At 59.2% G+C, this 24,399-nt stretch carries 23 protein-coding genes; 14 read left to right on the top strand and 9 right to left on the bottom strand.

Annotated elements, in window-relative coordinates; translation table 11 throughout:
• From murD to mutT, 12 genes are all read left to right on the top strand, one after another.
• The gene (gene murD, locus WJM78_RS18680; protein WP_339010947.1) at positions 1-1,284 is read left to right on the top strand and encodes a UDP-N-acetylmuramoyl-L-alanine--D-glutamate ligase; all 1,284 of its coding nucleotides are present in this window, start codon (positions 1-3) and stop codon (positions 1,282-1,284) included.
• The gene (ftsW, locus tag WJM78_RS18675; RefSeq protein WP_042039047.1) at positions 1,281-2,465 is read left to right on the top strand and encodes a cell division protein FtsW; all 1,185 of its coding nucleotides are present in this window, start codon (positions 1,281-1,283) and stop codon (positions 2,463-2,465) included. The genes murD and ftsW overlap by 4 nt, the downstream gene beginning before the upstream one ends.
• Entirely contained in the window at positions 2,462-3,547 is a 1,086-nt protein-coding gene (gene murG / locus WJM78_RS18670) for an undecaprenyldiphospho-muramoylpentapeptide beta-N-acetylglucosaminyltransferase (RefSeq protein WP_339010944.1), read from the top strand. Before ftsW ends, murG begins: the two co-directional genes overlap by 4 nt.
• Positions 3,544-4,998, top strand: a complete 1,455-nt coding sequence (gene murC / locus WJM78_RS18665; RefSeq protein WP_042039045.1) for a UDP-N-acetylmuramate--L-alanine ligase — start codon at positions 3,544-3,546, stop codon at positions 4,996-4,998. The genes murG and murC overlap by 4 nt, the downstream gene beginning before the upstream one ends.
• A gap of 97 nt (positions 4,999-5,095) precedes the next feature.
• Complete coding sequence (locus tag WJM78_RS18660; protein ID WP_042039042.1) at positions 5,096-5,848, top strand: cell division protein FtsQ/DivIB; 753 nt, start codon at positions 5,096-5,098, stop codon at positions 5,846-5,848.
• Positions 5,829-7,088 carry a cell division protein FtsA gene (ftsA, locus tag WJM78_RS18655; RefSeq protein WP_005314183.1) on the top strand — a complete coding sequence of 420 codons (1,260 nt, stop codon included), beginning with the start codon at positions 5,829-5,831 and terminating at the stop codon, positions 7,086-7,088. Before WJM78_RS18660 ends, ftsA begins: the two co-directional genes overlap by 20 nt.
• Positions 7,089-7,127: 39 nt before the next feature.
• Positions 7,128-8,279 (top strand): cell division protein FtsZ, encoded by a 1,152-nt coding sequence (gene ftsZ, locus WJM78_RS18650; protein ID WP_042039038.1) that lies wholly within the window; start codon positions 7,128-7,130, stop codon positions 8,277-8,279.
• 100 nt (positions 8,280-8,379) lie between these two features.
• The gene (lpxC, locus tag WJM78_RS18645) at positions 8,380-9,303 is read left to right on the top strand and encodes a UDP-3-O-acyl-N-acetylglucosamine deacetylase (RefSeq protein WP_042039037.1); all 924 of its coding nucleotides are present in this window, start codon (positions 8,380-8,382) and stop codon (positions 9,301-9,303) included.
• 140 nt (positions 9,304-9,443) lie between these two features.
• A complete protein-coding gene (locus WJM78_RS18640; RefSeq protein ID WP_108536823.1) occupies positions 9,444-10,349 on the top strand; it encodes a M23 family metallopeptidase in 906 nt (301 codons plus the stop codon).
• 59 nt (positions 10,350-10,408) lie between these two features.
• Complete coding sequence (gene secA / locus WJM78_RS18635; RefSeq protein WP_042039035.1) at positions 10,409-13,129, top strand: preprotein translocase subunit SecA; 2,721 nt, start codon at positions 10,409-10,411, stop codon at positions 13,127-13,129.
• A 74-nt stretch (positions 13,130-13,203) separates the two neighbouring features.
• On the top strand, positions 13,204-14,388 hold the full coding sequence (locus tag WJM78_RS18630) for a tetratricopeptide repeat protein (RefSeq protein WP_339010938.1): 1,185 nt from the start codon (positions 13,204-13,206) through the stop codon (positions 14,386-14,388).
• Positions 14,389-14,396: 8 nt separating this feature from the next.
• Entirely contained in the window at positions 14,397-14,804 is a 408-nt protein-coding gene (mutT, locus tag WJM78_RS18625) for an 8-oxo-dGTP diphosphatase MutT (protein WP_181364743.1), read from the top strand.
• A gap of 72 nt (positions 14,805-14,876) precedes the next feature.
• On the opposite strand, the gene yacG is transcribed toward mutT, so the two are convergent.
• From yacG to WJM78_RS18580, 9 genes are all read right to left on the bottom strand, one after another.
• Positions 14,877-15,071: a DNA gyrase inhibitor YacG gene (yacG, locus tag WJM78_RS18620; protein WP_042039030.1), complete on the bottom strand. Its 195-nt coding sequence runs from the start codon at positions 15,069-15,071 to the stop codon at positions 14,877-14,879.
• 9 nt (positions 15,072-15,080) lie between these two features.
• Entirely contained in the window at positions 15,081-15,803 is a 723-nt protein-coding gene (gene zapD / locus WJM78_RS18615) for a cell division protein ZapD (RefSeq protein WP_339010936.1), read from the bottom strand.
• Positions 15,804-15,840: 37 nt separating this feature from the next.
• A complete protein-coding gene (gene coaE, locus WJM78_RS18610; RefSeq protein ID WP_339010934.1) occupies positions 15,841-16,455 on the bottom strand; it encodes a dephospho-CoA kinase in 615 nt (204 codons plus the stop codon).
• A 17-nt stretch (positions 16,456-16,472) separates the two neighbouring features.
• Complete coding sequence (gene tapD / locus WJM78_RS18605) at positions 16,473-17,345, bottom strand: type IVa prepilin peptidase/methyltransferase TapD (RefSeq protein ID WP_339010932.1); 873 nt, start codon at positions 17,343-17,345, stop codon at positions 16,473-16,475.
• Between the two features lie 64 nt (positions 17,346-17,409).
• Positions 17,410-18,651, bottom strand: coding sequence for a type II secretion system F family protein (locus WJM78_RS18600; protein WP_339010930.1), 1,242 nt, complete (start codon positions 18,649-18,651; stop codon positions 17,410-17,412).
• A 132-nt stretch (positions 18,652-18,783) separates the two neighbouring features.
• On the bottom strand, positions 18,784-20,490 hold the full coding sequence (gene tapB, locus WJM78_RS18595) for a PilB family type IVa pilus assembly ATPase TapB (RefSeq protein WP_339010928.1): 1,707 nt from the start codon (positions 20,488-20,490) through the stop codon (positions 18,784-18,786).
• Between the two features lie 3 nt (positions 20,491-20,493).
• Positions 20,494-20,931: a pilin gene (locus WJM78_RS18590; protein ID WP_339010926.1), complete on the bottom strand. Its 438-nt coding sequence runs from the start codon at positions 20,929-20,931 to the stop codon at positions 20,494-20,496.
• Positions 20,932-21,250: 319 nt separating this feature from the next.
• Positions 21,251-22,108 carry a carboxylating nicotinate-nucleotide diphosphorylase gene (gene nadC / locus WJM78_RS18585; RefSeq protein WP_042039021.1) on the bottom strand — a complete coding sequence of 286 codons (858 nt, stop codon included), beginning with the start codon at positions 22,106-22,108 and terminating at the stop codon, positions 21,251-21,253.
• A gap of 5 nt (positions 22,109-22,113) precedes the next feature.
• Positions 22,114-22,584, bottom strand: a complete 471-nt coding sequence (locus WJM78_RS18580; RefSeq protein WP_181364745.1) for a retropepsin-like aspartic protease family protein — start codon at positions 22,582-22,584, stop codon at positions 22,114-22,116.
• Positions 22,585-22,723: 139 nt separating this feature from the next.
• Between WJM78_RS18580 and ampD the strand changes: the two genes are divergently transcribed.
• Positions 22,724-23,296: a 1,6-anhydro-N-acetylmuramyl-L-alanine amidase AmpD gene (gene ampD, locus WJM78_RS18575; RefSeq protein ID WP_339015921.1), complete on the top strand. Its 573-nt coding sequence runs from the start codon at positions 22,724-22,726 to the stop codon at positions 23,294-23,296.
• A gap of 276 nt (positions 23,297-23,572) precedes the next feature.
• On the top strand, positions 23,573-24,337 hold the full coding sequence (gene pdhR, locus WJM78_RS18570; protein ID WP_042039018.1) for a pyruvate dehydrogenase complex transcriptional repressor PdhR: 765 nt from the start codon (positions 23,573-23,575) through the stop codon (positions 24,335-24,337).
• Positions 24,338-24,399: the final 62 nt, after the last annotated feature.

Below are 24,399 nucleotides of genomic sequence, written 5' to 3'. Positions count from 1 at the left end.
ATGGTCATCATCATAGGACTCGGCAAAACCGGACTCTCCTGCGTCGATTACTTCCTCGGCCGTGGTGTCACGCCTTTGGTGATGGATACCCGCGCCAACCCGCCGGGCAAGGATAAACTGCCCGCCGAGGTAGCACTGATCCAGGGACTTGACGGCGAGCTGCTCAGGCAGGCGCACATGATAGTCGCGAGCCCGGGCATCGCCCTGGCGACCCCCGAGCTGAAAGCCGCGGCCGAGTTCGGGGTGAGCATCGTCGGCGATATCGAGTTGTTCGTGCGCGAGGCCCAGGTGCCAGTCATCGCCATCACGGGTTCCAACGGCAAGAGCACTGTCACCACGCTAGTGGGCGAGATGATTGCCGAGGCGGGCCTCAAAGTCGGCGTCGGTGGCAACATAGGGATCCCGGCGCTGGAGTTGCTCAAACAGCCGATGGATCTCTGTGTGCTGGAGCTCTCCAGCTTCCAGCTGGAGACCACTCACAGCCTGCGTGCCGCCGCTTCCGTGGTGCTCAACCTCTCCGAGGACCACATGGATCGCTATCAGGGCATGGCCGACTACCGCGCCGCCAAGATGGAGATCCATCAGCATTCCCAGCACATCCTGATCAACCGCGACGATGCCCAGACCCTGCCCGATGTGGGTCAGGTGTGGCAGAGCTTCGGCCTCGACTGCAACGGCTATGGCCGCTGCCTGCTGGAGGGACGCCCTTGGTTGACCCTGCACGGGGAGCAACTGCTCGCGGTGGACGACATGAAGATCGTCGGTGCCCACAATCAGGCGAATGCCCTGGCGGCCATGGCCCTGTGCGATGCGGTCGGCATTCCCCGCGAGCCGCAACTCGCCGTGCTGCGCCGCTTCGAAGGCCTGCCCCACCGTGCCCGCTTCGTGCGGGAGGTGAACGGGGTGCGCTGGATCAATGATTCCAAGGCCACCAACGTGGGGGCGACCCTGGCTGCCGTTGCCGGTGTGCGCGAGTCGGTCAAGGGACGCCTGTTGCTGCTGGCCGGTGGTCAGGGCAAGGGCCAGGACTTTGGCCCGATCCAGGCGCTGCTGGGCAACCAGATCGATCACATGTACTGCTTCGGTCAGGATGCCGAGGTGCTGCTGGCCCTGGGCGAGCAGACCGAGCAGGTCGCCTCCCTCGAGGCCGCCGTTGCCAAGGCTGCCGCCGATGCCAGACCTGGTGACTGGGTGCTGCTTGCGCCGGCTTGCGCCAGCCTGGATCAATTCACGTCTTTTGAAGCGCGCGGTGATCGTTTCACCGAGCTGGTACACACCTTATGAACGCCCTTAGCGCCGTCGCAGGTGTGCTGAAACGCTGGTTGTTACCTGCGCGCCCGGCGGGCCTCTACGATCGGCAACTGGTGGTGCTGGCACTGGCATTGATGGCGGTGGGTCTGGTGATAGTGGCCTCGGCTTCGATCCCGGAGGGGATCGCCATCAACAACGATCCCTTCATGTTCGTGAAGCGCCACGGCCTCTTCCTGGTGATGGCGCTCGGCATCTCCTGGTTCGTGCTGCAAGTGCCCATGGCCCGCTGGCAACACTATAACGGCCCCATGCTGGTGCTTGCCATCATCATGCTGGTGCTGGTGCTGCTGGTGGGGCGCAGCGTCAACGGTTCCATCCGTTGGCTGCCGCTCGGCCCCTTCAACCTGCAGCCGGCCGAGTTCGGCAAGCTGGCCCTGTTTGTCTATTTGGCGGGCTACCTGGTGCGCCGCCAGAACGAGGTACGCGAGCGCTTCATCGGCTTCATGAAGCCGATGGCTGTGCTGTTCGTGGTGGCCATACTGCTGCTGGCTCAGCCCGACCTGGGATCCGTGGTGGTGATGTTTGTCACTTCGCTGGGTATGTTGTTCTTGGCGGGGGCGCGGCTGGTGCAGTTCATCGGCCTCATCCTGGTGGGGGTGGGAGCCGTGGTGACCCTGATCATCGTCGAGCCTTACCGGATGCGACGGGTAACCTCCTTCCTCGACCCCTGGGCCGATCCGTTCGGCAGCGGCTACCAGCTGACCCAGTCACTGATGGCGTTCGGTCGTGGCAGCTGGTTTGGCGAGGGACTTGGCAACTCCATTCAGAAGATGGAGTACCTGCCGGAGGCGCATACCGACTTCGTGTTTGCGATCCTGGGCGAAGAGCTGGGCTATGTGGGCGTGCTGGGCGCGCTCTTCCTCATTTTCGCGCTGGCGTTCAAGGCACTCAAGCTGGGGCACCAGGCACTGGTGGCCGAGCGCTTGTATGAAGGCTACCTGGCCATCGGTATCGGCATCTGGTTCAGCTTCCAGACCTTCGTCAACGTCGGTGCTGCCAGCGGCATGATGCCCACCAAGGGGCTGACCCTGCCGCTGGTCAGCTACGGTGGTTCCAGTCTCATCATCATGATGGTGGCGGTGAGTATGTTGATTCGTATCGATTTCGAGCTGCGTCAGGCCAGTGCTCAGGCGCGCGTGCGGGAGGTTTCGTGAGCAAGACTCTGTTGGTGATGGCGGGCGGAACCGGGGGCCATGTGTTCCCCGGCTTGGCCGTGGCCGATCGCCTCAAGGCCCAGGGCTGGACCATCCACTGGCTCGGCACCGCCGACCGGATGGAGGCCGAACTGGTGCCTGCCCACGGTTATCCCATCTCCTTCATCGACATTCAGGGGGTGCGTGGCAATGGCATCAAGCGTCTGCTGGCAGCTCCCTATCGCATCGTCAAATCCGTGCTGCAGGCGCGCCGAGTGCTCAAGACCATACGGCCTGACGTAGTGCTCGGCATGGGGGGCTTTGCCTCCGGCCCGGGTGGCGTGGCAGCCTGGCTGTCCGGCATCCCCTTGCTGCTGCACGAGCAGAATGCGGCGGCCGGCCTGACCAACAAGCTGCTGGCTCGCCTTGCCCAGCGGGTGCTGATGGCGTTCCCGGGGGCGTTTGCGCCTAGCCGTCGTACCGCTGTAGTGGGCAATCCGGTGCGCCCTGAGGTGGTTGCCTTGCCGGATCCGCAGCTACGCAGCAGCGCAGAGCCACTGCACCTGCTGATCGTCGGTGGCAGCCTGGGGGCCCGAGTGCTCAACGAACAGGTTCCGCCAGCCATTGCCGCTGCCGGTGTCCCCATTGCGGTGCGCCATCAGTGCGGCAAGGGCAACCGGGAGGCTGTCGCGCAGGAGTATGCCAATCAGGGCGTTGAGGCCGAGGTAAGCGAGTTCATCAAAGACATGGCTGATGCCTATGCCTGGGCCGATCTGGTGGTGTGCCGCGCGGGGGCCCTGACCGTCTCCGAAGTGGCTGCAGCCGGAGTTGCCGCCATTTTTGTGCCACTGCCTCATGCGGTGGATGATCACCAGACCCGCAACGCCCTGACCCTGGTCGATGGCGGCGGTGCTGAATTCCTGCCCCAATCCGAGCTGACCACGGCCTCGCTGGCCGCACGCCTCAGCTGGCTTGCCGGACGCAGAGAAACCCTATTGAACATGGCCCAAGCTGCCCGTCGCGTCGCGATTACCGATGCCGCCGAGCGGGTAGCCGATGAGTGTAAACGACTCGCCGCTGGGCAGACTGAGAGAACATTATGACCAAGGTTGAACTGGCAAAACTGCGTACTGTGATCCCCGAAATGCGTCGCGTGCGTCGCATCCACTTTATCGGCATAGGTGGCGCCGGTATGGGCGGGATCGCCGAGGTGCTTGCCAACGAAGGGTATCAGGTAACAGGCTCGGATCTGGCCCGCAATGCGGTGACCGAGCGGCTGGCGTCGCTGGGCGCTCATATTTTCGTCGGCCACAGCGCCGAGCATGTGAGCGAGGCGAGTGTGGTGGTGGTCTCTACCGCTATCAAGCAGGACAACCCGGAGCTGCTGGCCGCCCGCGAGCTGCGCATCCCGGTGGTGCGCCGCGCCGAGATGCTGGCCGAGCTGATGCGTTTCCGCCATGGCATCGCCATCGCCGGCACCCACGGCAAGACCACCACCACCAGTCTGGTGGCGAGCATCTATGCCGAGGCCGAGCGTGATCCGACCTTCGTCATCGGCGGCCTGCTCAACAGCGCCGGCACCAATGCCCGCCTGGGCAGCAGCCGTTATCTGATCGCCGAAGCGGACGAGAGTGACGCCTCCTTCCTGCATCTGCAGCCGATGGTATCCATAGTGACCAACATCGAAGCGGATCACATGGATACCTACGGCGGTGACTTCTCCCGGTTGAAAGCCACCTTCATCGACTTTTTGCACAACCTGCCCTTCTACGGTCTGGCCGTGGTGTGTGTGGATGATCCCGTGATCCGTGGTCTGCTGCCCGAGATCGCCCGCCCGACCATCACCTATGGTCTCTGCGATGATGCCGACGTACAGGTGCTGGACTTTGTGCAGACCAGCAATCGCAGCCGTTTCCGGGTCCGTCGAGCGGGCGCTGGTGAGCTGGAAGTGACCCTGAACCTGCCGGGCATCCACAATGCGCTCAATGCCGCCGCAGCGATTGCGGTCGCTACCGAAGACGGGATCGGCGATGATGCCATCATCCGTGCGCTGGCCAAGTTTGAAGGCGTGGGTCGCCGCTTCCAGCAATATGGTGAATTCGAGACTGGCCGCGGTAAGGCCATGCTGGTGGACGATTACGGTCATCACCCGAGCGAAGTGAAGGTCACCATCAATGCCGCTCGCGCCGGTTGGCCCGAGAAGCGCCTGGTCATGGTGTTCCAGCCGCACCGTTATACCCGCACCCGCGACCTCTACGAGGACTTCGCCGATGTGCTCTCCAAGGTAGACGTGCTGGTGATGCTGGAGGTCTATGCCGCCGGTGAAGAGCCCATACCGGGGGCTGATGGCCGCGCCCTGTGCCGTTCCATCCGCTCCCGTGGCAACCTGGAGCCCATCTTTGTCGCGACTCCGGACGACGTACCCTCAGTGCTGGCAGGACTGGTCGGAGAGGGGGACCTGGTGTTGACCCAGGGGGCGGGGAACGTCGGTGCGCTGGCACGCCGTCTCGGCGAGATGAAATTGAGCATTGAGAGCATGAAATCCGGCGCCTGAGGGCCCAATCAGTATTTTGACCGCCAAGCCGGGGCCTATATAATGGCGGACCGGTCTGTAAAGGGCCGGCATGGCGCGTTAAACGGGGAAAGATCGGGTGGAGGCAAGGGCACAAGGGCGCACCAAGGGTGGCTTCATCGCAGGGGTGGCATTTTTCATCCTGGTCATGTGGGGCTTCTACCAGACAGCGCTGGATGTTAAAGGTTGGCTGACGGATGCCAATCGGTTGCCCATGAGCGAGTTGTTGCTGCAGGGGCAGCACCAGTATTTGCAGACCGACGAGTTGCGTAACGCCGTGCTGGATGGTGCCGAGCTGCGTAACTTCTTCGAGTTGGATGTAAACGAATTACAGGCGCGATTGAATGCCTTGCCTTGGGTGGCTCAGGTCTCTGTACGCAAGAAGTGGCCAAACAAGATCAAGGTCTATCTCACCGAGCAGGCGGTAGCGGCACGCTGGAATGGCAACCGCTTCGTCAACACCAAGGGTGAGGTGTTCAGTGCGCCGGACAGGGTGAAGACCCCCCTGATGCAGCTATCCGGGCCGGAAGATCAGGCCGTTAAGGTACTGGAAGCCAGCCGTCAGTACGAGGCGCAGCTGGCAGCCAAGGGATACAAGCTGCTGGGAGTGAATCTGACTCCCCGCCATGCCTGGGAACTGACCCTGGATGGCAACATTCAGCTGTTTTTGGGGCGCTCGGATATAGCGCTTCGATTGCAGCGGTTTATCGATGCTTTTCCGATCATCGAACCCCGTGAGCAGGTTGCTTATGTGGATCTTCGATACGACACCGGAATGGCAGTTGGCTGGAAGAAGAACGAAGAGAAAGTGAATGACCAAAACCGCAGATAGAAATCTGATTGTCGGACTGGATATCGGCACAACCAAGGTGGCGGTTCTGGTTGGCGAAGTGCTGCCAGACGGTGAGCTCAATGTCATCGGCATGGGCAGTCACGCCTCTCGTGGCATGGATAAGGGCGGGGTCAACGATCTTGATTCCGTGGTCAAGTCCCTGCGTCGTGCGGTGGAAGAGGCCGAGATGATGGCCGACTGCCAGATCAGCTCCGTGTATCTGGGGCTGTCCGGCAAGCACATCGATTGCCGCAACGAAACCGGTATGGTGCCCATCTCCGATGAGGAGGTGACCCAGGAGGACGTGGATAACGTCATCCACACCGCCAAATCGGTGCGTTTGTCCGATGAGCTGCGGGTGCTGCATGTGCTGCCTCAGGAGTTTGCCATCGACTATCAGGAAGGCATCAAGAACCCGGTCGGTCTGTCCGGGGTCCGTATGGCAGCCAAGGTGCACCTGATCACCTGCCACAACGACATGGCCCGCAACATCGAGAAATGTGTGGAGAAGGTCGGTCTGCGGGTGGATCAGCTGATTTTCTCCGCGCTGGCTTCCAGCTATGCCGTGCTGACCGAAGACGAGAAAGAGCTGGGTGTCTGTGTGGTGGACATTGGTGGCGGTACCATGGATATGTCGCTGTTTACCGGCGGTGCCCTGCGCCACACCAAGGTGATCCCCTACGCTGGCAGCACTGTGACCAGCGACATCGCCTACGCCTTCGGCACACCGCCGCTGGACGCAGAAGCGATCAAGGTGCGCTACGGCTGCGCCCTCGGCCGTCTGGTCAGCAAGGAAGACAATATTGAAGTACCCAGTGTCGGCGGTCGTCCGGCGCGTAGCCTGCAACGGCAGACACTGGCCGAAGTGATTGAGCCCCGTTACACCGAGTTGCTCTCCATGGTGAATGATGAGCTGGTGCGGGTACAAAGCGAATTGAAAGCGCAGGGGGTCAAGCATCAGTTGGCCGCCGGTGTGGTTTTGACTGGCGGCGCTGCCCAGATCGAAGGCATTGTGGAGTGTGCAGAGCAGATCTTCCAGAGCCAGGTCCGGGTAGGGGAGCCCATGAATATACGGGGATTGAGTGATTATGTGCAGGCGCCTGTGTACTCGACCGCGGTCGGGCTATTGCAGTACGGCCGCACCCATCAATCTTCAGGCAGTAGCAAGGAATATGCCGCCAAAGCAAGCGTCGGTGGGCTGGTCAAACGGGTCAGCAACTGGTTGCGTGGCGAGTTTTAAGAATTTTGCTGAGTCAGGCAAATAAAGCGGAGAGACAACATGTTTGAATTTATGGATAGCCACACTGACGAAGCCGTCATTAAAGTGATCGGTGTAGGTGGCGGCGGCGGTAACGCGGTCGAGCACATGGTTCGTCAAAACATCGAAGGTGTCGAGTTCATTACCGTCAACACCGACGCCCAGGCTCTGCGTAACTCCAGTGCCAACACCACTCTGCAGATCGGCGGTGGCATCACCAAGGGTCTGGGCGCCGGAGCCAATCCGGAAGTGGGTCGTGATGCGGCCATGGAAGACCGGGAAGCGTTGCGTGAGCTGCTGACCGGTGCTGACATGGTGTTCATCGCCGCCGGCATGGGTGGTGGTACAGGTACAGGCGCTGCGCCGATCGTGGCCGAAGTAGCCCGTGAGATGGGCATACTGACAGTTGCTGTCGTAACCAAGCCGTTCTCCTTCGAAGGGAAGAAGCGGATGGGCTTCGCCGCCCACGGCATCGAAGAGCTTTCCAAGAACGTCGACTCCCTGATCACCATCCCCAACGACAAGTTGCTGAAGGTGCTGGGTCGCGGTATTTCCCTGCTGGACGCCTTCAAGGCTGCCAACGATGTACTGCTGGGCGCGGTACAGGGCATTGCCGAGTTGATTACCCGTCCGGGCTTGATCAACGTCGACTTCGCGGACGTGCGTACCGTGATGCGTGAAATGGGTACCGCCATGATGGGTACCGGTTCCGCCACCGGCGATGACCGTGCCGAAGAAGCGGCTGAGAAAGCCATCTCCAGCCCGCTGCTGGAAGACGTGGATCTGGCCGGTGCCCGTGGCATCCTGGTCAACATCACCGCAGGCATGGACATGACCATCGAAGAGTTCGAAACCGTGGGTAACGCGGTCAAGGCCTTCGCATCCGAGAACGCCACCGTGGTGGTGGGTACCGTCATCGATCCGGAAATGCACGACGAACTGCGTGTGACCGTGGTTGCCACCGGTATCGGTGCCGAGCGCAAGCCCGACATCACGCTGGTGAAGAACAACATGGTACAAGAGCGTCCGGCCCGTCAGCCCCTGATCAGCGAAGCCCTGCAGTCTCGCGTGATGGAAGAGGCCCCGGCCAAGGTGGTTAACGCCGAGCCGCAAGCTCGTCGTGAACCGGATTATCTCGATATTCCTGCGTTCCTGCGCAAGCAAGCTGACTAAGCCCCTAATGGCACTAGTTTGTTTGTTGTTTAAGGAATGTGCTAAGATGGCCTGCCACGACCATCTGGTCCGGAATATGAGCTGTTAAGCGGATATGCCCATGATTAGACAAAGAACCTTGAAAACGAGTGTCCAGGCCACTGGTGTGGGCCTGCATTCGGGCCGGAAAGTCACAATGACGTTCCGTCCGGCGCCTGTTAACACAGGGATCGTTTACTTGCGTACCGATCTTGATCCTGTGGTGGCGCTGCCAGCCAATGCCGATCAGGTGCGCGATACCGTGCTTTGTACCGCGTTGGTCAACGAAGCCGGTGTCCGTGTCTCTACCATTGAGCACCTCTCTGCCGCGCTGGCCGGAATGGGGATCGACAACCTCTATGTCGAGGTTGACGCACCCGAGATCCCGGTGATGGACGGCAGTGCGCACCCCTTTATCTACCTGCTGCAAGAAGTCGGTATCCGTGAGCAAAATGCGGCCAAGCAGTTTGTGCGGATCAAGCAGAGCATCCGGGTTGAAGACGGCGACAAGTGGGCGGAATTCCACCCTTATCGCAATGGCTTCAAGATGGATCTCGAGATCGACTTCCAGCACCCGGTATTTGAAGGACGCAACCAGCGTTGCGTGCTGGATTTCTCCGGTGCTTCTTTCGTGAAAGAGATCAGTCGTGCCCGTACTTTCGGTTTCATGCGTGACATCGAGTACCTGCGTTCCCAGAACCTGGCGCTGGGCGGAAGCCTGGAAAACGCCGTGGTGCTGGATGACTATCGGGTACTGAACGAAGATGGTCTGCGCTATGAAGACGAATTCGTCAAACACAAGATGTTGGATGCGATCGGTGACCTGTACATGTGTAACCGCAGCATCATTGGCGAATTCCGTGCCTACAAGACGGGTCATGCCCTGAACAACATGCTGCTGCGTGCCTTGCTGGCCAAGCAGGAGGCCTGGGAACTGGTGACCTTCGAGGGCGAGGGCGATAAAGCGCCCATCGCTTACTACGATAACGGTCTGGTTCTGGCCTGATAGCTGTGCAACGGAACGTCGGTCCTCTCTCCGCACCGACGTTCCGTCATTTATTGACTCCATCCTTTAATACCGATTATCTCCCGGTTTTATTCCCCGTGCTGGCTCCTGGCCTCACCTGACCGAGCAGACAGATTTCTATGAGCATTACCCTGATCCTCAACGGCAAGCAGCGACGCAAGTTGCACTTACCCAAACAACGTCTGGCCTGGGTCGGCGGTATCCTCTTCACTGTATTGGCCCTGGGCGGTGGTTGGCTCTGGCAGAGCTGGCACCAGAAAATGGAGGCGCTGACAGTCGCGCTGGCCATGGCCGAACAGCAAAAAAACACGCAAGGGGCCGATGAAGCCCGCGAACAGCTTGCCATGCTGGCCGCCCAGGTGGGCACCATGCAGGGGCAGCTGGGTCGTCTCAATGCGCTCGGCGAGCGGCTGACCGAGCAGGCAGACCTCGATCCCGAGGAGTTCAATTTCAAGGAGTTGCCCCCCATGGGCGGCCCTTCCTATGATGCGGATCTGGAAGTCAACCTCAATGAGTTGCAGGATTCCATGAAGCATCTCAGCCAGCAGCTCGGCAGTCGTGAAGAGCAGCTGTCGGTACTTGAATCTTTCATCATGAATCACCATATAACCGATGCCGGTTTTATTTCCGGATCGCCGGTCAAGCAGGAGCGGGTTTGGGTCTCCTCTGGCTTCGGTGGTCGGGTCGATCCGTTCAACGGTCGCGCCAAGATGCATAAAGGGGTGGATTTCCGTGGCAAGCCCGGTACTCCTATCCTGGCCACGGGCCAGGGCGTCATCAGCTGGGCAGGCCGCCATCCGGAATTTGGCAACATGGTGGAGATCAACCATGGCAATGGTCTGGTGACCCGCTATGCCCACAACTCCAAGTTGCTGGTCGAAGTGGGCACCCTGGTCGATCAGGGCCAGAAGATTGCCTTGATGGGACGCACCGGTCGCGCGACCGGGGTCCATTTGCATTACGAAGTGTTGAAAGACGGTCGTCAGGTCAACCCCGCACGCTTTCTTAATGCCAGACGGGGTTAGGTTTTTTTCTCCAGGTTCCAGTGACGGAACATGTATATAACCAGAAATAGTTGGTACCCATGATTAGCACACTGCTCACCAAGATTATCGGCAGCCGGAACGACAGAACGCTCAAGGCTTTACGCAAAATTGTAAAACAGATCAATGCGATGGAGCCTCAGTACGAGGCCCTGTCCGATAGCGAGTTGCAGGCCAAGACAGCTGAATATCGTCAGCGTCTGGAGCAGGGTGAGACGCTGGAGCAGCTGCTGCCGGAAGCGTTCGCCACCGTGCGTGAAGCATCGCGCCGGGTGTTTGGCATGCGTCACTTCGACGTGCAGCTGATCGGTGGCATGGTGCTTGACTCCAACCGCATCGCCGAGATGAAAACCGGTGAAGGCAAGACGCTGACGGCGACATTGCCGGCGTATCTGAACGCCTTGAGCGGTCGCGGTGTGCACGTGGTGACGGTGAACGACTACCTGGCCAGGCGCGATGCCGAGGCGAACCGCCCCCTGTTCACCTTCCTCGGCATGACGGTCGATTGCAACGTGCCAGGCATGGATGCGTCCCAGAAGCGTGACGCCTACGCCGCCGACATCACCTACGGTACCAACAACGAATTCGGTTTCGATTACCTGCGCGACAACATGGCGTTTTCGCCGGAGCAGCGCGTGCAGCGTCCGCTCAACTACGCGCTGGTGGATGAGGTGGATTCCGTGCTCATCGATGAAGCTCGTACCCCGCTCATCATCTCTGGTCCGGCCGAAGACAGCTCAGCCCTCTATATCCAGGTTAACAAGCTGATCCCTGAGCTGATCAAGCAGGACAAGGAAGACACCGAGGAGTACACGGGTGAAGGTCACTACACGGTGGACGAGAAGAACCGTCAGGCCCTGTTGACCGAAAATGGCCAGATCTTCGTGGAAGAGCTGCTCAAGCGAGAGGGTTTGCTGGCAGAAGAGGACTCCCTGTTCTCCGCCACCAACATCAGCCTGCTGCACCATGTCAATGCCGGTCTGCGTGCTCACACCCTGTTTGAGCGCAACGTCGACTACATAGTGCAAAAAGGCGAGATCGTCATCGTCGATGAACACACGGGTCGCACCATGCCGGGCCGTCGCTGGTCCGATGGCCTGCATCAGGCCGTCGAGGCGAAGGAAGGGGTCAAGATCCAGAACGAGAACCAGACGCTGGCCTCCATCACCTTCCAGAACTATTTCCGTCTCTATGACAAGCTGGCGGGGATGACGGGTACTGCGGATACCGAAGCCTTTGAATTCCAGCAGATCTATGGCCTGGATACCGTCGTTATCCCGACCAACAAGCCGATGGTGCGCAAAGACATGGGCGATCTGGTCTATCTGACCGCCCAGGAGAAATACGCTGCCATCGTCGAAGATATTCGCGGTTGCGTCTCCCGTGGTCAGCCGGTGCTGGTGGGTACTGTCTCCATCGAAAACTCCGAGCTGCTCTCCGGTATCCTGACCAAGGAGGAGATCCCGCACAAGGTGCTGAACGCCAAGTTCCACGCGATGGAAGCGGAGATAGTTGCTCAGGCTGGTCAACTCGGTGCCGTCACTATCGCCACCAACATGGCCGGTCGTGGTACCGATATCGTGTTGGGTGGTAACTGGCAGGCAGAGATTGCCCAGCTGGAGAATCCGAGCGACGAGCAGATCAGCGACATCAAGGCTGCCTGGCAGATCCGCCACGATGCCGTGCTGGCTGCCGGTGGTTTGCACATCATAGGTACCGAGCGCCACGAATCCCGTCGCATCGACAACCAGCTGCGCGGTCGTTCCGGTCGTCAGGGTGACCCGGGTTCCTCGCGCTTCTATCTCTCCATGGAAGATACCCTGATGCGGATCTTCGCCTCCGATCGTGTCACCGGCATGATGAAGAAGCTGGGCATGGAAGAGGGCGAAGCCATCGAGCATCCCTGGGTGACCAAGGCCATCGAAAACGCCCAGCGCAAGGTGGAAGGTCGCAACTTCGACATCCGCAAGAGCCTGCTCGAGTTTGATGACGTGGCCAATGACCAGCGCAAGGTGGTCTATGAGCAGCGCAACGAGCTGCTGGACACCAACGACATCTCCGAGACCATTCACGTCATCCGTGACGACGTCTACGGCGCCGTGATCGACGAGTACATTCCGCCCCAGTCGCTGGAAGAGATGTGGGATGTACCGGGTCTGGAAGCGCGTCTGAAGGCCGACTTCGCGCTGGATCTGCCGCTGCAGCAGTGGCTGGCAGAAGATGACAAATTGTATGAAGAGAAGCTGCGCGAGCGCATTCTGGACGAAGCCAACAAGCTTTATGCCCACAAGCAGGAGATGGTTGGTATCGATGTGCTGCGCAACTTCGAGAAAGCCGTGATGCTGCAAACCCTGGATGGCCTGTGGAAGGAGCATCTGGCGGCCATGGATCACCTGCGTCAGGGTATCCATCTGCGCGGTTACGCCCAGAAGAACCCCAAGCAGGAGTACAAGCGCGAATCCTTCGATCTGTTCACCCAGATGCTGGAAACCCTCAAGCGCGACGTGGTCAGCATACTGAGCCGGGTACAGGTGCAGGGACGTGATGTGGAGGCGCTGGAAGAACAGCAACGCCAACAGGCGGAAGCCGCTCCCCACACTTACACCCATGCTGCCGCAGAGAGCCAGCTGGCCGATGAAGAGGCCGATGCCAAAGAGGGTCATACCACCTTCGTGCGGGACGAGCAGAAGGTCGGTCGCAACGATCCCTGCCCCTGTGGCTCCGGCAAGAAATACAAGCACTGCCATGGTCAGTTGACCTGATCTGTCAGTGACGCTTCAATGCACCGCCTCCGGGCGGTGCATTCATTTAAGGGCGGCAAAAGGAGAGGGACTGGATGAGCAAGATGCCGACAGGATGGGATTCCGCTGCCCATGAGCGCTGGCTCGGAGGCCAGCGACAGGCGGCGATCCAGCAGTTGCTGGTGCGACTGAACGGTGCCGCAGTCAAACCTGTGGCATGGCAGCTGCAGTTTGCCTATTACCTCTTCCTGTGTGATGACCCGGCTTCTGCCGCGCAAGTGCTGGAGATGACTCACCAGATGGCGCCCGAGAATGACGAGGTGCTGCGCAATCTCGGCATCAGTTTGTCGCGCTCGGGGCAATACGAACGTGCGGTCGAGAGGCTGCAGATCCTGCTGGTACGAGCGCCGGCGGATTTCCATGCGCTGGACGCGCTCTGCGCCTCGCTGGCCAAGCTGGGGCGTCATGCTGAGGCGGCAGTGGCAGGCACCAGAGCGCTGACCCTGAAAGATCGTGTGGCCCGATATCAGCCCGGCGACTGGTCGTTACCCGACGATGAGCCGTCAACCTGGCTGGCGAGCCGTGAAAGCAAGCAGGATGTCATCGCTTTCTCCCTGTGGGGCAAGGCACCTCGCTATCTTCGAGGGGCTATCGACAACGTACTGGCGGCCACCTATCTCTACCCTGGGTGGCGTGTGCGCTTCTATGTGGATGAGAGTGTGCCGTCGGCAATGGTGACTTGTCTGCAGGAACTGGGGGCCGAGGTGCTGGTGCAAGCGCCCGGTCAATCCCAGCGTCAGCGTCTGTGCTGGCGCTTCCTGGTGGTCAATGACCCGCAGGTGGGACGCTTCCTGGTGCGGGATGTAGATTCAGTGCTGAGCGTGCGAGAGCGTGTCGCCGTCGATGACTGGCTTGTATCGGGGCGCTGGTTTCATATCATGCGGGATTGGTGGAGTCACACCGATCTGGTGTTGGCGGGCATGTGGGGAGGGATCGCTGGCGTTCTGCCGCCGTTGACCCCCTTGCTCGATGCCTACCAACCCGAGGCGATGGAAACGCCGAACATCGATCAATGGTTTCTACGCGACACGCTTTGGGGCTATCTGGCCCAGAGCTGTCTGGTTCATGATCGCTGCTTCACCCCGCCAGGGGCGCTCCCCTGGCCGCGTCCCGCTCCCGATGGGGGTGAGCATGTGGGGCAGGATATCTTTACGGCACAAGGGGAACGCCAGGCCCGCCGGTTGGCCCCCTGGATGACCAAGTTGCCGTGTTTACGTTGAGGACAATGATGGAACAGAAAAAACGGCTCTGGGTGGCGGTTGGCGTCATCGAGAATGAACGGGGCGAGATCTTCATCGCCAAGCGCTCTTCAGACCGCCATCAGGGCGATCGCTGGGAGTTCCCGGGTGGCAAGGTGGAGGCGGGGGAAGACCTGCTCACCGCACTGGACAGGGAGCTGTGGGAAGAGATTGGCATCCGGGTACTGGATTGTGCCCCCTTCATGGAGCTGCATCACGACTACCCAGAGAAGCAGGTGTTGCTGGATATCTGGAAGGTGACCCGTTTCAGCGGTGATCCGTTCGGCAAGGAGGGTCAGGCGTGTCTGTGGGTGCCGCTGGCATCGCTGCATGAATACCGGTTCCCGGATGCCAACGGTCCTATCGTCGCGCGGTTGCAGGCCTGTTTGACCGTCTGATGCGGTGTAGCTGGGTCGCGTGGATATGACAGAGATGAAAAAAGGGCCTTGCGGGCCCTTTTTGTTCGCGGCTCATTGCCACTGCTCACCCTCTTCCGGGTAAGGCAGCAGGTCCGGATTGATGGGGCCGGGGATACGCTTCTCCTCGTTGGCCCACTCGCCCAGATCGATCAGCTGGCAGCGCTTGCAACAGAAGGGGCGAAACGGGCTCTGGGGACCCCACTCCAGCTCGGTTTTACAGGTCGGGCATTTTATCTTGGTGACCATTCTTGCTCTTTAGCAGCAGGCGAGCTGGAAGGGGACATCGCCAATCTGCTGTTCTGCGGTTGGCAGAAAGCGCAGGGCGAAACGGTTCTTGTGGCCGCTCAGCGTCGGATAGCACTGCTGGGCGCCGGGCAGGCGGATCCGGATCAGCTCGGCACTCTCGGCGGTATCTTGGAAGAAACCGTTGGTGGCGATCTGATCGCTGAAGTTACCTGATTCGCGCCACAGCCGCAGCAGCAGGGAAATGGCATTCATCAGCAGGTTGATGTCGCTGAGCCACAGCTGCATTTGCTGATGGCGAGCGGCAGCCGGGATGCCGAGCCAGTGGTGCAGCTGCGGCACATCGAAGGCGCAAAGACCGCCAGGGATGGAAAAGCGCTGACGGATGGCGCCGAGCTGCCGATCTTCTTTCAGTCTGGCGCCCGGACGTGGGGCACTGAGCAGGTTGCGAGAGAGCTGGGTGCTCTCCTGCTGCATCTGCTTGATCTGTTCCAGGTCGACATCCGGCAGGCTGGCCCAGTGGCTCAGACGCTGGCCTAGACGTTCCAGATCCTTGATAAGATCGGCGCGCAGATCACCACGCTCCAGCAGCTCTTGCAGATCGAACAGCCCCTTGAAGAAGGCGATGTGTGCCCAGGACTGGTCACTCTCCAGATTGTCGCGGATCTGGGAAAACAGGGACTCCAGACGAAGATAGGTCCGGCTTTTTTCATTGAGGGGAAAATCGTAAATCATGCCTAATCCTGGCCAGCCATAAACCGGCCTAGTGTACTCACACTTGACGGGGTTGTTGAGAGGCAAATGCGAGATATGTTTCGTGCAGCGCCAAAATCCGCGTTTTAATCGCCATTTTGCTGCCATTGTGGTTATCGATGACATCATCCGCCGCTGCGAGCCGCTCCGACCGGCTTGCCTGGGCTGCGATGATCGCCTTGGCCTGCTCGGCCGATACCCCATCCCGGCGGCAGGTGCGCTCAATCTGGGTTGCTTCATCCACGTCGATCACCAGTACCCGGTTGGCCAAGCCAGTGAGTTTGTTCTCCACCAGCAGGGGCACCACCAGCAGGCAGTAGGGCGAGCGAGCAGAGGCGCACTGGCGCAGCATCTCCTGACGGATCAGGGGGTGAAGCAGGGCATTGAGCCAGGCCTTGGCGTTCGGGTCGCTGAACACCCGTTCCCGCAGGCTGCGTCGATCGAGCTGGCCATCAGGGGCGATGACATCCGGACCAAAGTAGGTCGCGATGGCGGCAAGGGCCGGGGCGCCGGGTTCCACGACGTCGCGCGCGATGATGTCCGCATCCACTACGTCTATGCCCAGTGCGGCAAATTGGTTGGCTATGGTGGTTTTACCGCTACCAATGCCACCTGTGACTGCGACTACATACATGGGGCAGATCACCTTTTTTAGAGGAAAGTCGTGAGATACCAGCGGGTGATGCTATCGCCCCACAGCAGCGCAATCCAGCCCGCGATAGCGAGATAGGGGCCAAAGGGAATGGGTTTACTCTGATGGTGGTTGCGCAACAGGATCAGGCCTATGCCCATGAAGGCACCGATCAGGGAGGAGAGCAGCAGCACTATGGGCAGCGCTTGCCAGCCCAGCCAGGCACCCAGCGCGGCCAGCAGCTTGAAGTCACCATAGCCCATGCCCTCCTTGCCAGTGAGCAGCTTGAATGCCCAATAGAGGCTCCATAGCACCAGATAACCGGTCATGGCGCCGATCACCGCATCGCCAAGCGATACAAAACCGCCCAGTAAGTTGAACAGCAGCCCGCCCCACAGCAGGGGCAAGGTGAGCTGGTCCGGCAGCAGCATCTTGTCGAAATCGATAAAGGTGAGAGCCACCAGCACCCAGGTCAGTAGCAGGGCTGCCAGCGTGCCCCAGCCGGGGGGAACCGTCATGGCAACGGCAACCGAGAGCAGGGCGGTCAGCAGCTCGACCAGCGGATAGCGGGCCGATATGGGAGCCTGGCAGCCTCGGCAGCGACCCTTGAGCCAGAGCCAGCTCAGCAAGGGGATGTTTTCCAGTGCCGTGATGGGGTGATGGCAGTGAGGGCAGCAGGAGCGTGGCCCCATCAGGTTGTAGGGCGGCTCGTCGCCCCCCGCGTCATCAGGGGTGAAGTAGCTGTGATATTCGGCCTGCCACTCCCGTTCCAGCATGATGGGCAGGCGATGGATCACCACGTTGAGAAAACTGCCGATCATCAGGGAAAAGAGAAATACCAGCGAGAAATAGAGCCAGGGCAAGTTGTGTGCCAGCTCGAGGAGAAGTGTCATAACCAACCGTCTGTCATGAAATGGGGGGAAGGGCATGCGTTTTATGAGCGCATACCCTCGTGAATCAGCCTACTACGTCACCCAGCTTGAAGATGGGCAGGTACATGGCCACAACCATGCCGCCAACCAGCACCCCCAGCACTACCATGATGAGGGGCTCGAGCAGGCTGGTGAGGCCGTCGACCAGATCGTCCACCTCCTGCTCAAAGATGGTTGCAACCTTGGAGAGCATATCATCGATGGCACCGGACTCCTCGCCGATCATCACCATTTGGATCACCATGTCGGGGAAGAGATCCACAGTACGCATGGCCACGTTGATCTGCATGCCGGCGACCACCTCGTTGCGAATGGCCATGACGGCGGTGCGATAGACATAGTTGCCGGAGGCACCTGCGGCCGAGATCAGTGCATCCACCAGCGGGATCCCGGCGGAGAAGGTGGTGGAGAGGGTTCGGGCGAAACGGGCCATGGCCGCCTTGTGCAGTATCATGCCGACCACAGGAATGGTGAGGATGAACTTGTCGGTGTTGTCTTTGACCTTCTGGGAGGTGCGCCATGCCCGTACATAGAGGAAAATGGCGAGTGCAGTGCCGCCAAAGATGACAAACCACCAATGCTGCATGAAGCGAGAGATGCCGATGACAACCTGGGTGAAGATGGGCAGTTCGGCACCGAAGCTCTTGAAAATATCCTCAAACTGCGGAATGACGAACAGCAGCAGTATGGAGGTGACAACGATGGCAACCAGTATGACCATGGCTGGGTAAAACATCGCCTTCTTGATCTTGGACTTGAGCGCCTCCGACTTTTCCCGATAGGTGGCGATCCGGTCATAGATAGTCTCCAGCGCACCGGATTGTTCCCCTGCCTCCACCAGATCACAATAGAGCGCATCAAAGTGGAGGGGATGGCGGCGCAGCGCCTCGGACATGGGGGTGCCGGTTTCCACGTCGGCGGCGATCTGTCCCATGAGTTCACGCATCGCGGCTTTTTCGTGGCTGCGGGCGATTATCTGCAGGCTCTGTACCAAGGGGACGCCAGCGGAAAGCATGGTAGTGATTTGACGGGAGACGATGGCAATATCCATCGGCCTGATCTTGGCACCACCCTTGGAGAATAATCCCTGGCTCTTCTTGCTCACCTTGGTGACGTTGACACCCTGCTTGCGCAGCTCAGCTTTGACCGTGTTGATACTGTCGGCCTGCAGCTCACCGGAGACCTTCTGACCCTTGCGGTTCACTCCGCTCCAGCGGAAGGAGAAGACTTTCTTGGGGGCATTCTGTTTCTGCGTTAGCGTTGCCATCACTGCGTCCTGCAATTGGGCTCTGGTATCCCGCTCAACACCTTGCTATGCGGGTTGCCTTGGCTTGATGGAAATCCTCAGGAGTGCCGGCTGGGCGATACCTGGATGAATCAGCTTGATCGATATGCACTGTCAGTTGGTGGTCACCCGATTGATTTCTGCCAGGCTGGTCACTCCCAGACGAGCTTTCTCAAGGCCGGATACACGCAGAGTGCGCATCCCCTCTTTTTGGGCAATGGCTGCAATTTGCAGCGAGTTGGCACCTTGCATGATCAATTTTGCAATGTTTTCAGACATTAGCATGATTTCGTAGATACCGACCCGCCCCTTGTAACCGCCCGAGCAATCCTTGCAGCCCACGGGTTTGAACAGGCGCAGCCCGGCGGCCAGCTGCTGCTGGGTGAATCCCAGCTCCAGCAGCTCGGCTTCTGGTACTACTTCGGGTGTCTTGCAGTGATCGCACAGCTTGCGGGCGAGTCGCTGGGCCATGATCAGGGTCACCGAGGAGGCAATGTTGAAGGCGGGCACCCCCATGTTCATCATCCGGGTTAGTGTCTCGGCGGCCGAGTTGGTGTGCAGGGTGGAGAGCACCAGGTGGCCTGTCTGGGCGGCCTTGATGGCGATTTCGGCGGTTTCCAGATCCCGGATCTCCCCCACCATGACCACGTCGGGATCCTGGCGAAGAAACGAGCGCAGGGCGCTGGCGAAGGTCAGCCCTGCCTTTGGGTTGACTTGCACCTGATTGACGCCGGGCAGATTGATCTCCACCGGATCTTCGGCGGTGGAGATGTTCACCTCTGTGGTGTTGAGAATATTAAGACCGGTGTAGAGGGAGACAGTTTTGCCCGAGCCGGTGGGGCCTGTGACCAATATCATGCCCTGCGGTTTGGAAAGGGCGTGCAGATATTGTGCTTTCTGCCGGTCGTCAAAGCCGAGCTGCTCTATGTTGAGCCGCGCCGCCGAGGAGTCCAGCAGCCGGATGACGATCTTCTCACCCCACATGGTGGGCAGGGTGTTAACCCGCATATCCATCGACTTGTTGCGGGACAGCTTCAGCTTGATGCGGCCATCCTGCGGCAGCCGCCGCTCGGCAATGTCGAGCCGTGCCATGACCTTGAGGCGGGCGGAGAAGCGGTTGGCCAGATTAACCGGTGGCGTCGCGATTTCGTGTAAGATGCCGTCGATCCGGAAGCGGATGCGGTATTTGGTCTCATAGGGTTCGAAGTGCAGATCGGATGCGCCACGCTTGATGGCATCCATCATGATTTTGTTAATGTATTTGACGATGGGGGCATCGTCGTCAGCGGCATTGACGCTCTCATCCAGCCGGGAGTTTTCGTCCGAGACTTCCAGCTCGGAGATCTCGGATTCGTCGATGTCCTCCATGCCGAGGGCTTCCTGCTCGCTCTCCAGCAGTTTGCCGATGGCGGCCGTCAGCTTGTTCTCCTCGACCAGCAGCGCCTCGGTATGCAGCCCGAAGCTGAAGCCAAAATCCTCCAGCGCCGATACATTAGTCGGATCCGACATGGCGATATAGAGGGTATGGCCCTGGGTGTAGATGGGCAGCACATGGTGTTTCTCAATCAGCTTCTGATTGAGGTATTTCTGCGGTATCTCGGCCAGGTCGAAGGCGGCAAGATCCAGCAGAGGTACCCCATACTCCAGCTCACAGAAATCCGCCAGCGTCTTGCTGTCGAGGATCTCGCTCTCTATCAGAAAGGTCACAAAGGGTTTGCGCTGGGCCTTGGCTTGGCTCAGATAGCGCTGGGAGTCCTCTTCACTTATCAGGGAAGAGGCGGCCAGGCTTAACGCCAGGCCGCTATTGGGGCTAGAGGTCATGCGTTAGCATTTACCATCGGTTTTGCAGGAACCAGAGATTGTCCACAATACTTGGCCACCAGTGGTTACCCCACCTGAAGTGACTAAGGAATAAGTGGAATTATCGAGAGCAGCAGTTGCGGTGGCTGTTATTGTGATATCACCTCCAGCCCCGCCACTTGAAACATCCGCACTTGCGAAGTTAGCGGTAACTGCTGAGGCTCCAGAGATAGCAGTATCAGCAGCAGCAGCACAATCATCTTCGATTGTTCCCGTACCAGTGTATCCCTGTACGCAGACTTCAACTGCAGTTTTCGCGGGTCCTACGGCTGCAATAACCTCCGAGAACTTGGCGCGCTTGGTATAGCTCTGATATGCCGGCAGCGCGATGGCGGCCAGAATGGCCACGATCGCGACCACGATCATCAGTTCGATAAGGGTAAAGCCTGATTGCTTCTTCATGTCAAATGTCCTTTTGTCCTTGGTTCCTGGGCAGTGGTGGTGGAAAACTATCCACCCGTCAATATCTTATCCGAGCTGTCCGGCTTGGCAACAGAGGTGTGGCCTTTGTTAACAACCTTTTTATCATTTAATAAAAATTTGATATAAATCATAGACAAAGATTCTGTGCGAACTCTTTTTAACTGGCGGGATAGGATCCATCATCACACTCCTTTGCTGAGGGAGTCAGCATAAAGAAAAGGCGCCCATGGCGCCTTTTGCAAGTCCTTCATCTTGTTATATGTCACGGTGCAATCCTGCGACTGCGACACTTCCCCGGCTAGATAAAGCGCATCGAGAGATCCAGTGCTCGCACATGCTTGGTCAGCGCCCCTACCGAGATAAAATCGACGCCGGTGGCGGCAAACTCCGCGAGTGTATCCAGCGTGACGTTGCCAGAGACCTCCAGCTTGGCACGGCCCCGATTGAGGGCCACTGCTTCGCGCATCATGGGCACATCGAAGTTGTCCAGCATCACTATGTCTGCGCTGGCCATCAGCGCCTGTTCCAGCTCGGCCAGGGATTCAACCTCCACCTCGACCGGTTTGCCCGGATTGAGGCGGCGCGCTTCGCTGATGGCTTCGCTTATGCCGCCGCAGGCAAGGATATGGTTCTCCTTGATGAGGTAGGCGTCGAACAGGCCGATTCGGTGGTTCTTGCCGCCGCCGCAGGTCACGGCATATTTCTGGGCGGTGCGCAGCCCCGGCAGAGTCTTGCGAGTATCGAGCAGGCGGCAGTAGGTGCCTGCCAGCTCGGCCACGTAGCGGGCGGTGAGGGTGGCGACACCCGAGAGAGTCTGCACGAAGTTCAGTGCGTTGCGCTCGCCGGTCAGTAGCACACGGGCCGGACCATGCAGGCGGAACAGCTCCTGATTGGGGGTGAGCCGTTCGCCATCCTGTACTAACCACTCCACTTTTACCTCGCCACCGAGCTGGACGAACACCTCATCCACCCAAGGCTGGCCACAGAATACGCCAGCTTCGCGGGTGATGACTCGGGCGCTGGCCAGGCGATCCGCCGGGATCAGCTGGGCCGTGATATCGGCGCTGGCATCCGGTTGGTCCAGCGTGGTGAGGGCTTGACCCAAGTCTTCGAGTAGTGCGGCGCGCACGGCGCAGCGGATGTCCTGTTGTAACATGCCTGTTATTCCTGCAAGGGTCTGAGAAGCAATTGTCTGTCTTTCTGACGCAATTCCAGCCGGCCCAGGGCATTCATGCCCACCAGGATCACGTCCCCGTCGGCCGCCGGATTGATATAGATAGGCAAATCGTACAAGGTCAGCGGACCCATCACCAGAGTTTCAATCTGGCCGGTCTGCACCTGAATCGTACCTGCTGCCGTGTTGACCAGGCTGTTGCCATTGGGGCTCAGGCCGATGCGCTCGGCCACCTGACGTGGCACAGTGACCCGGGTTGCCCCCGTGTCCAGCAGCAGTTGCACCGGTTGGCCGTTGATGGCACCCTCCAGTCGATAGTGGCCGCTGGCATCGGCCTTGAGCAGCAGGTCGCCGCTGGCGGTGACTGTGGGTTGCGAGCGGGCGTGAAAGTAGAGGGTCAGCAGCCCCATCAGAGAGAGCCAGGCCAGCAACCAGAAGCGGCGCGCTATCGGGTGCATATCCTTTCCAGAGTTGAACAGAAGATGGTTCAGCCTATCACAGTTGCCTTGGTGGATTGAGAGGAGCCTGAGAGACGGATCGCTTTGTTGCCCATCCGGCGCTATCACATGTGTCATTCCATTGCAGATTGAGTAGATGATGACCCAGCCTAAAACAGTTTTTTCCATTGATTCAGACGGTTGGTGTGAGCAGGCCCGCAAGGTGCCGTCACCGCACTACAACGAGCGGACCAGTTTGGACGATATCTCCCTGCTGGTGGTACACGGTATCAGCCTGCCACCAGGGGCGTTCGGCGGTCCCTGGATCGACGATCTCTTCATGGGACGGCTGGACCCTGGGGCGCACCCTTACTTCGCTGGCATTCATCAGCTGCGGGTCTCGGCCCACTGCCTGATCCGGCGGGACGGCGAGCTGGTGCAATACGTGCCATTTGGCGCACGTGCCTGGCATGCCGGGATATCGAGCTGGGAGGGAAGGGAGGCCTGTAACGATTTTTCCATCGGCATTGAGCTGGAAGGGACCGATGAGCTGCCCTACAGCGATGCACAATATGAGGTGCTGGCGGGGCTCAGTCGAACCATATCCAGCCATTATCCTGCCATTACAGCGCAACGAATTGTCGGTCATTGCGATATAGCGCCAGGGCGCAAGACAGATCCGGGCGGAAGTTTCGAATGGAATCGATATAGAAAAATGCTCAACTTTAAGTAATTATTCTAAAACAAAGTTAGTGTTTTTAAAATCAATGGCTTGCCTTTATGGCAGGCCATTTTATTGTGCTGTTGAACAAATGTTACCTGTGAGCCAGCTCAAAAATATTGGTCAGACCAATTTCTATGCGCCACATCATAAATCCCTCCATTTACCCCTTAGGTGGCAAGGTTGAACCTTGATTCAGATCATCTTTTGGGTGGACTTTTCCCAAGTCCTCTGCTAATTTTCGCCCCATTCATGAAATTGGTAATACCAATTTAACAAAGTAGCCTCATGCCCTATCTCAAGATAACTCAACCCAAGCTGGCCGACGCCATCGTCGCCGAGCTGGAAAGCATGATTTTGGAAGGCAGTTTGCAGCCGGGCCAGAAGTTGCCGCCCGAGCGGGAACTCGCCATCCAGTTTCAGGTGTCGCGCCCCTCCCTGCGCGAAGCCATCCAGCGCCTGGAAGCCAGAGGACTCTTGTATCGCCGTCAGGGCGGTGGCACTTACGTACAAAATGCCTTGAGCAAGGGGATTGCAGATCCCCTGTTCGAGCTGCTCAGCACCCACCCCGAAGCCCAGTATGACTTGCTGGAGTTTCGTCACGCACTGGAAGGCATCTGTGCCTACTATGCTGCGTTGCGGGGGACGGAAGCCGATGCCGAGCGTATTCGTCAGGCGCAGTCAGCCATTGAGGAAGCTGGCCAGCAAGGTTCGCTGGTCACCGAATCCGCCGCCGTGACCCAGTTCTATCTGGCGGTGGCCGAGGCGTCCCACAACGTGGTGCTGCTGCACCTGCTGCGGGCCATGGGCCCCATGCTTGAGCAGAACATTTTACGCAATAACGAAATTTTGAATCGCCGTCCGGGAGTGGTAGCCAAGATCCGTCGCCATCGTGCGCATCTGATCGAGGCTATCCTGTCGGGGGCTCCGGAGCGGGCCAGGGCTGCTTGTCATGAGCACCTGGCCTTTATCGAGGACACCTTGTTGGATATGCAGAGGGAAGACAGCCGGATCCAGCGATCCATGCGTCGGATCCGTCAGCAGGAAAACTAATCCCACAAGGCTTTATTGTCGAATTCTTGCGCATCTTAACCGCCGTGCAATAACAATAGGAA

This window comes from Aeromonas popoffii (genome assembly GCF_037818705.1).
GTDB classification, from domain to species: Bacteria; Pseudomonadota; Gammaproteobacteria; order Enterobacterales; family Aeromonadaceae; genus Aeromonas; species Aeromonas popoffii.
This window is presented reverse-complemented; position numbering and strand designations above follow the sequence as displayed.

What these genes read in the sequence shown, in the direction of transcription:
- WJM78_RS18580 (WP_181364745.1), bottom strand. Translation starts at nt 22,584, where the DNA reads ATGCACCCGATAGCGCGCCGCTTCTGGTTGCTGGCCTGGCTCTCTCTG.
- yacG (WP_042039030.1), bottom strand. Translation starts at nt 15,071, where the DNA reads ATGGTCACCAAGATAAAATGCCCGACCTGTAAAACCGAGCTGGAGTGG.
- ftsZ (WP_042039038.1), top strand. Translation starts at nt 7,128, where the DNA reads ATGTTTGAATTTATGGATAGCCACACTGACGAAGCCGTCATTAAAGTG.
- murC (WP_042039045.1), top strand. Translation starts at nt 3,544, where the DNA reads ATGACCAAGGTTGAACTGGCAAAACTGCGTACTGTGATCCCCGAAATG.
- nadC (WP_042039021.1), bottom strand. Translation starts at nt 22,108, where the DNA reads ATGTTACAACAGGACATCCGCTGCGCCGTGCGCGCCGCACTACTCGAA.
- WJM78_RS18630 (WP_339010938.1), top strand. Translation starts at nt 13,204, where the DNA reads ATGAGCAAGATGCCGACAGGATGGGATTCCGCTGCCCATGAGCGCTGG.
- ftsW (WP_042039047.1), top strand. Translation starts at nt 1,281, where the DNA reads ATGAACGCCCTTAGCGCCGTCGCAGGTGTGCTGAAACGCTGGTTGTTA.
- coaE (WP_339010934.1), bottom strand. Translation starts at nt 16,455, where the DNA reads ATGTATGTAGTCGCAGTCACAGGTGGCATTGGTAGCGGTAAAACCACC.
- pdhR (WP_042039018.1), top strand. Translation starts at nt 23,573, where the DNA reads ATGCCCTATCTCAAGATAACTCAACCCAAGCTGGCCGACGCCATCGTC.
- murD (WP_339010947.1), top strand. Translation starts at nt 1, where the DNA reads ATGGTCATCATCATAGGACTCGGCAAAACCGGACTCTCCTGCGTCGAT.
- tapB (WP_339010928.1), bottom strand. Translation starts at nt 20,490, where the DNA reads ATGACCTCTAGCCCCAATAGCGGCCTGGCGTTAAGCCTGGCCGCCTCT.
- tapD (WP_339010932.1), bottom strand. Translation starts at nt 17,345, where the DNA reads ATGACACTTCTCCTCGAGCTGGCACACAACTTGCCCTGGCTCTATTTC.
- zapD (WP_339010936.1), bottom strand. Translation starts at nt 15,803, where the DNA reads ATGATTTACGATTTTCCCCTCAATGAAAAAAGCCGGACCTATCTTCGT.
- mutT (WP_181364743.1), top strand. Translation starts at nt 14,397, where the DNA reads ATGGAACAGAAAAAACGGCTCTGGGTGGCGGTTGGCGTCATCGAGAAT.
- lpxC (WP_042039037.1), top strand. Translation starts at nt 8,380, where the DNA reads ATGATTAGACAAAGAACCTTGAAAACGAGTGTCCAGGCCACTGGTGTG.
- WJM78_RS18600 (WP_339010930.1), bottom strand. Translation starts at nt 18,651, where the DNA reads ATGGCAACGCTAACGCAGAAACAGAATGCCCCCAAGAAAGTCTTCTCC.
- secA (WP_042039035.1), top strand. Translation starts at nt 10,409, where the DNA reads ATGATTAGCACACTGCTCACCAAGATTATCGGCAGCCGGAACGACAGA.
- WJM78_RS18640 (WP_108536823.1), top strand. Translation starts at nt 9,444, where the DNA reads ATGAGCATTACCCTGATCCTCAACGGCAAGCAGCGACGCAAGTTGCAC.
- ampD (WP_339015921.1), top strand. Translation starts at nt 22,724, where the DNA reads ATGACCCAGCCTAAAACAGTTTTTTCCATTGATTCAGACGGTTGGTGT.
- ftsA (WP_005314183.1), top strand. Translation starts at nt 5,829, where the DNA reads ATGACCAAAACCGCAGATAGAAATCTGATTGTCGGACTGGATATCGGC.
- WJM78_RS18590 (WP_339010926.1), bottom strand. Translation starts at nt 20,931, where the DNA reads ATGAAGAAGCAATCAGGCTTTACCCTTATCGAACTGATGATCGTGGTC.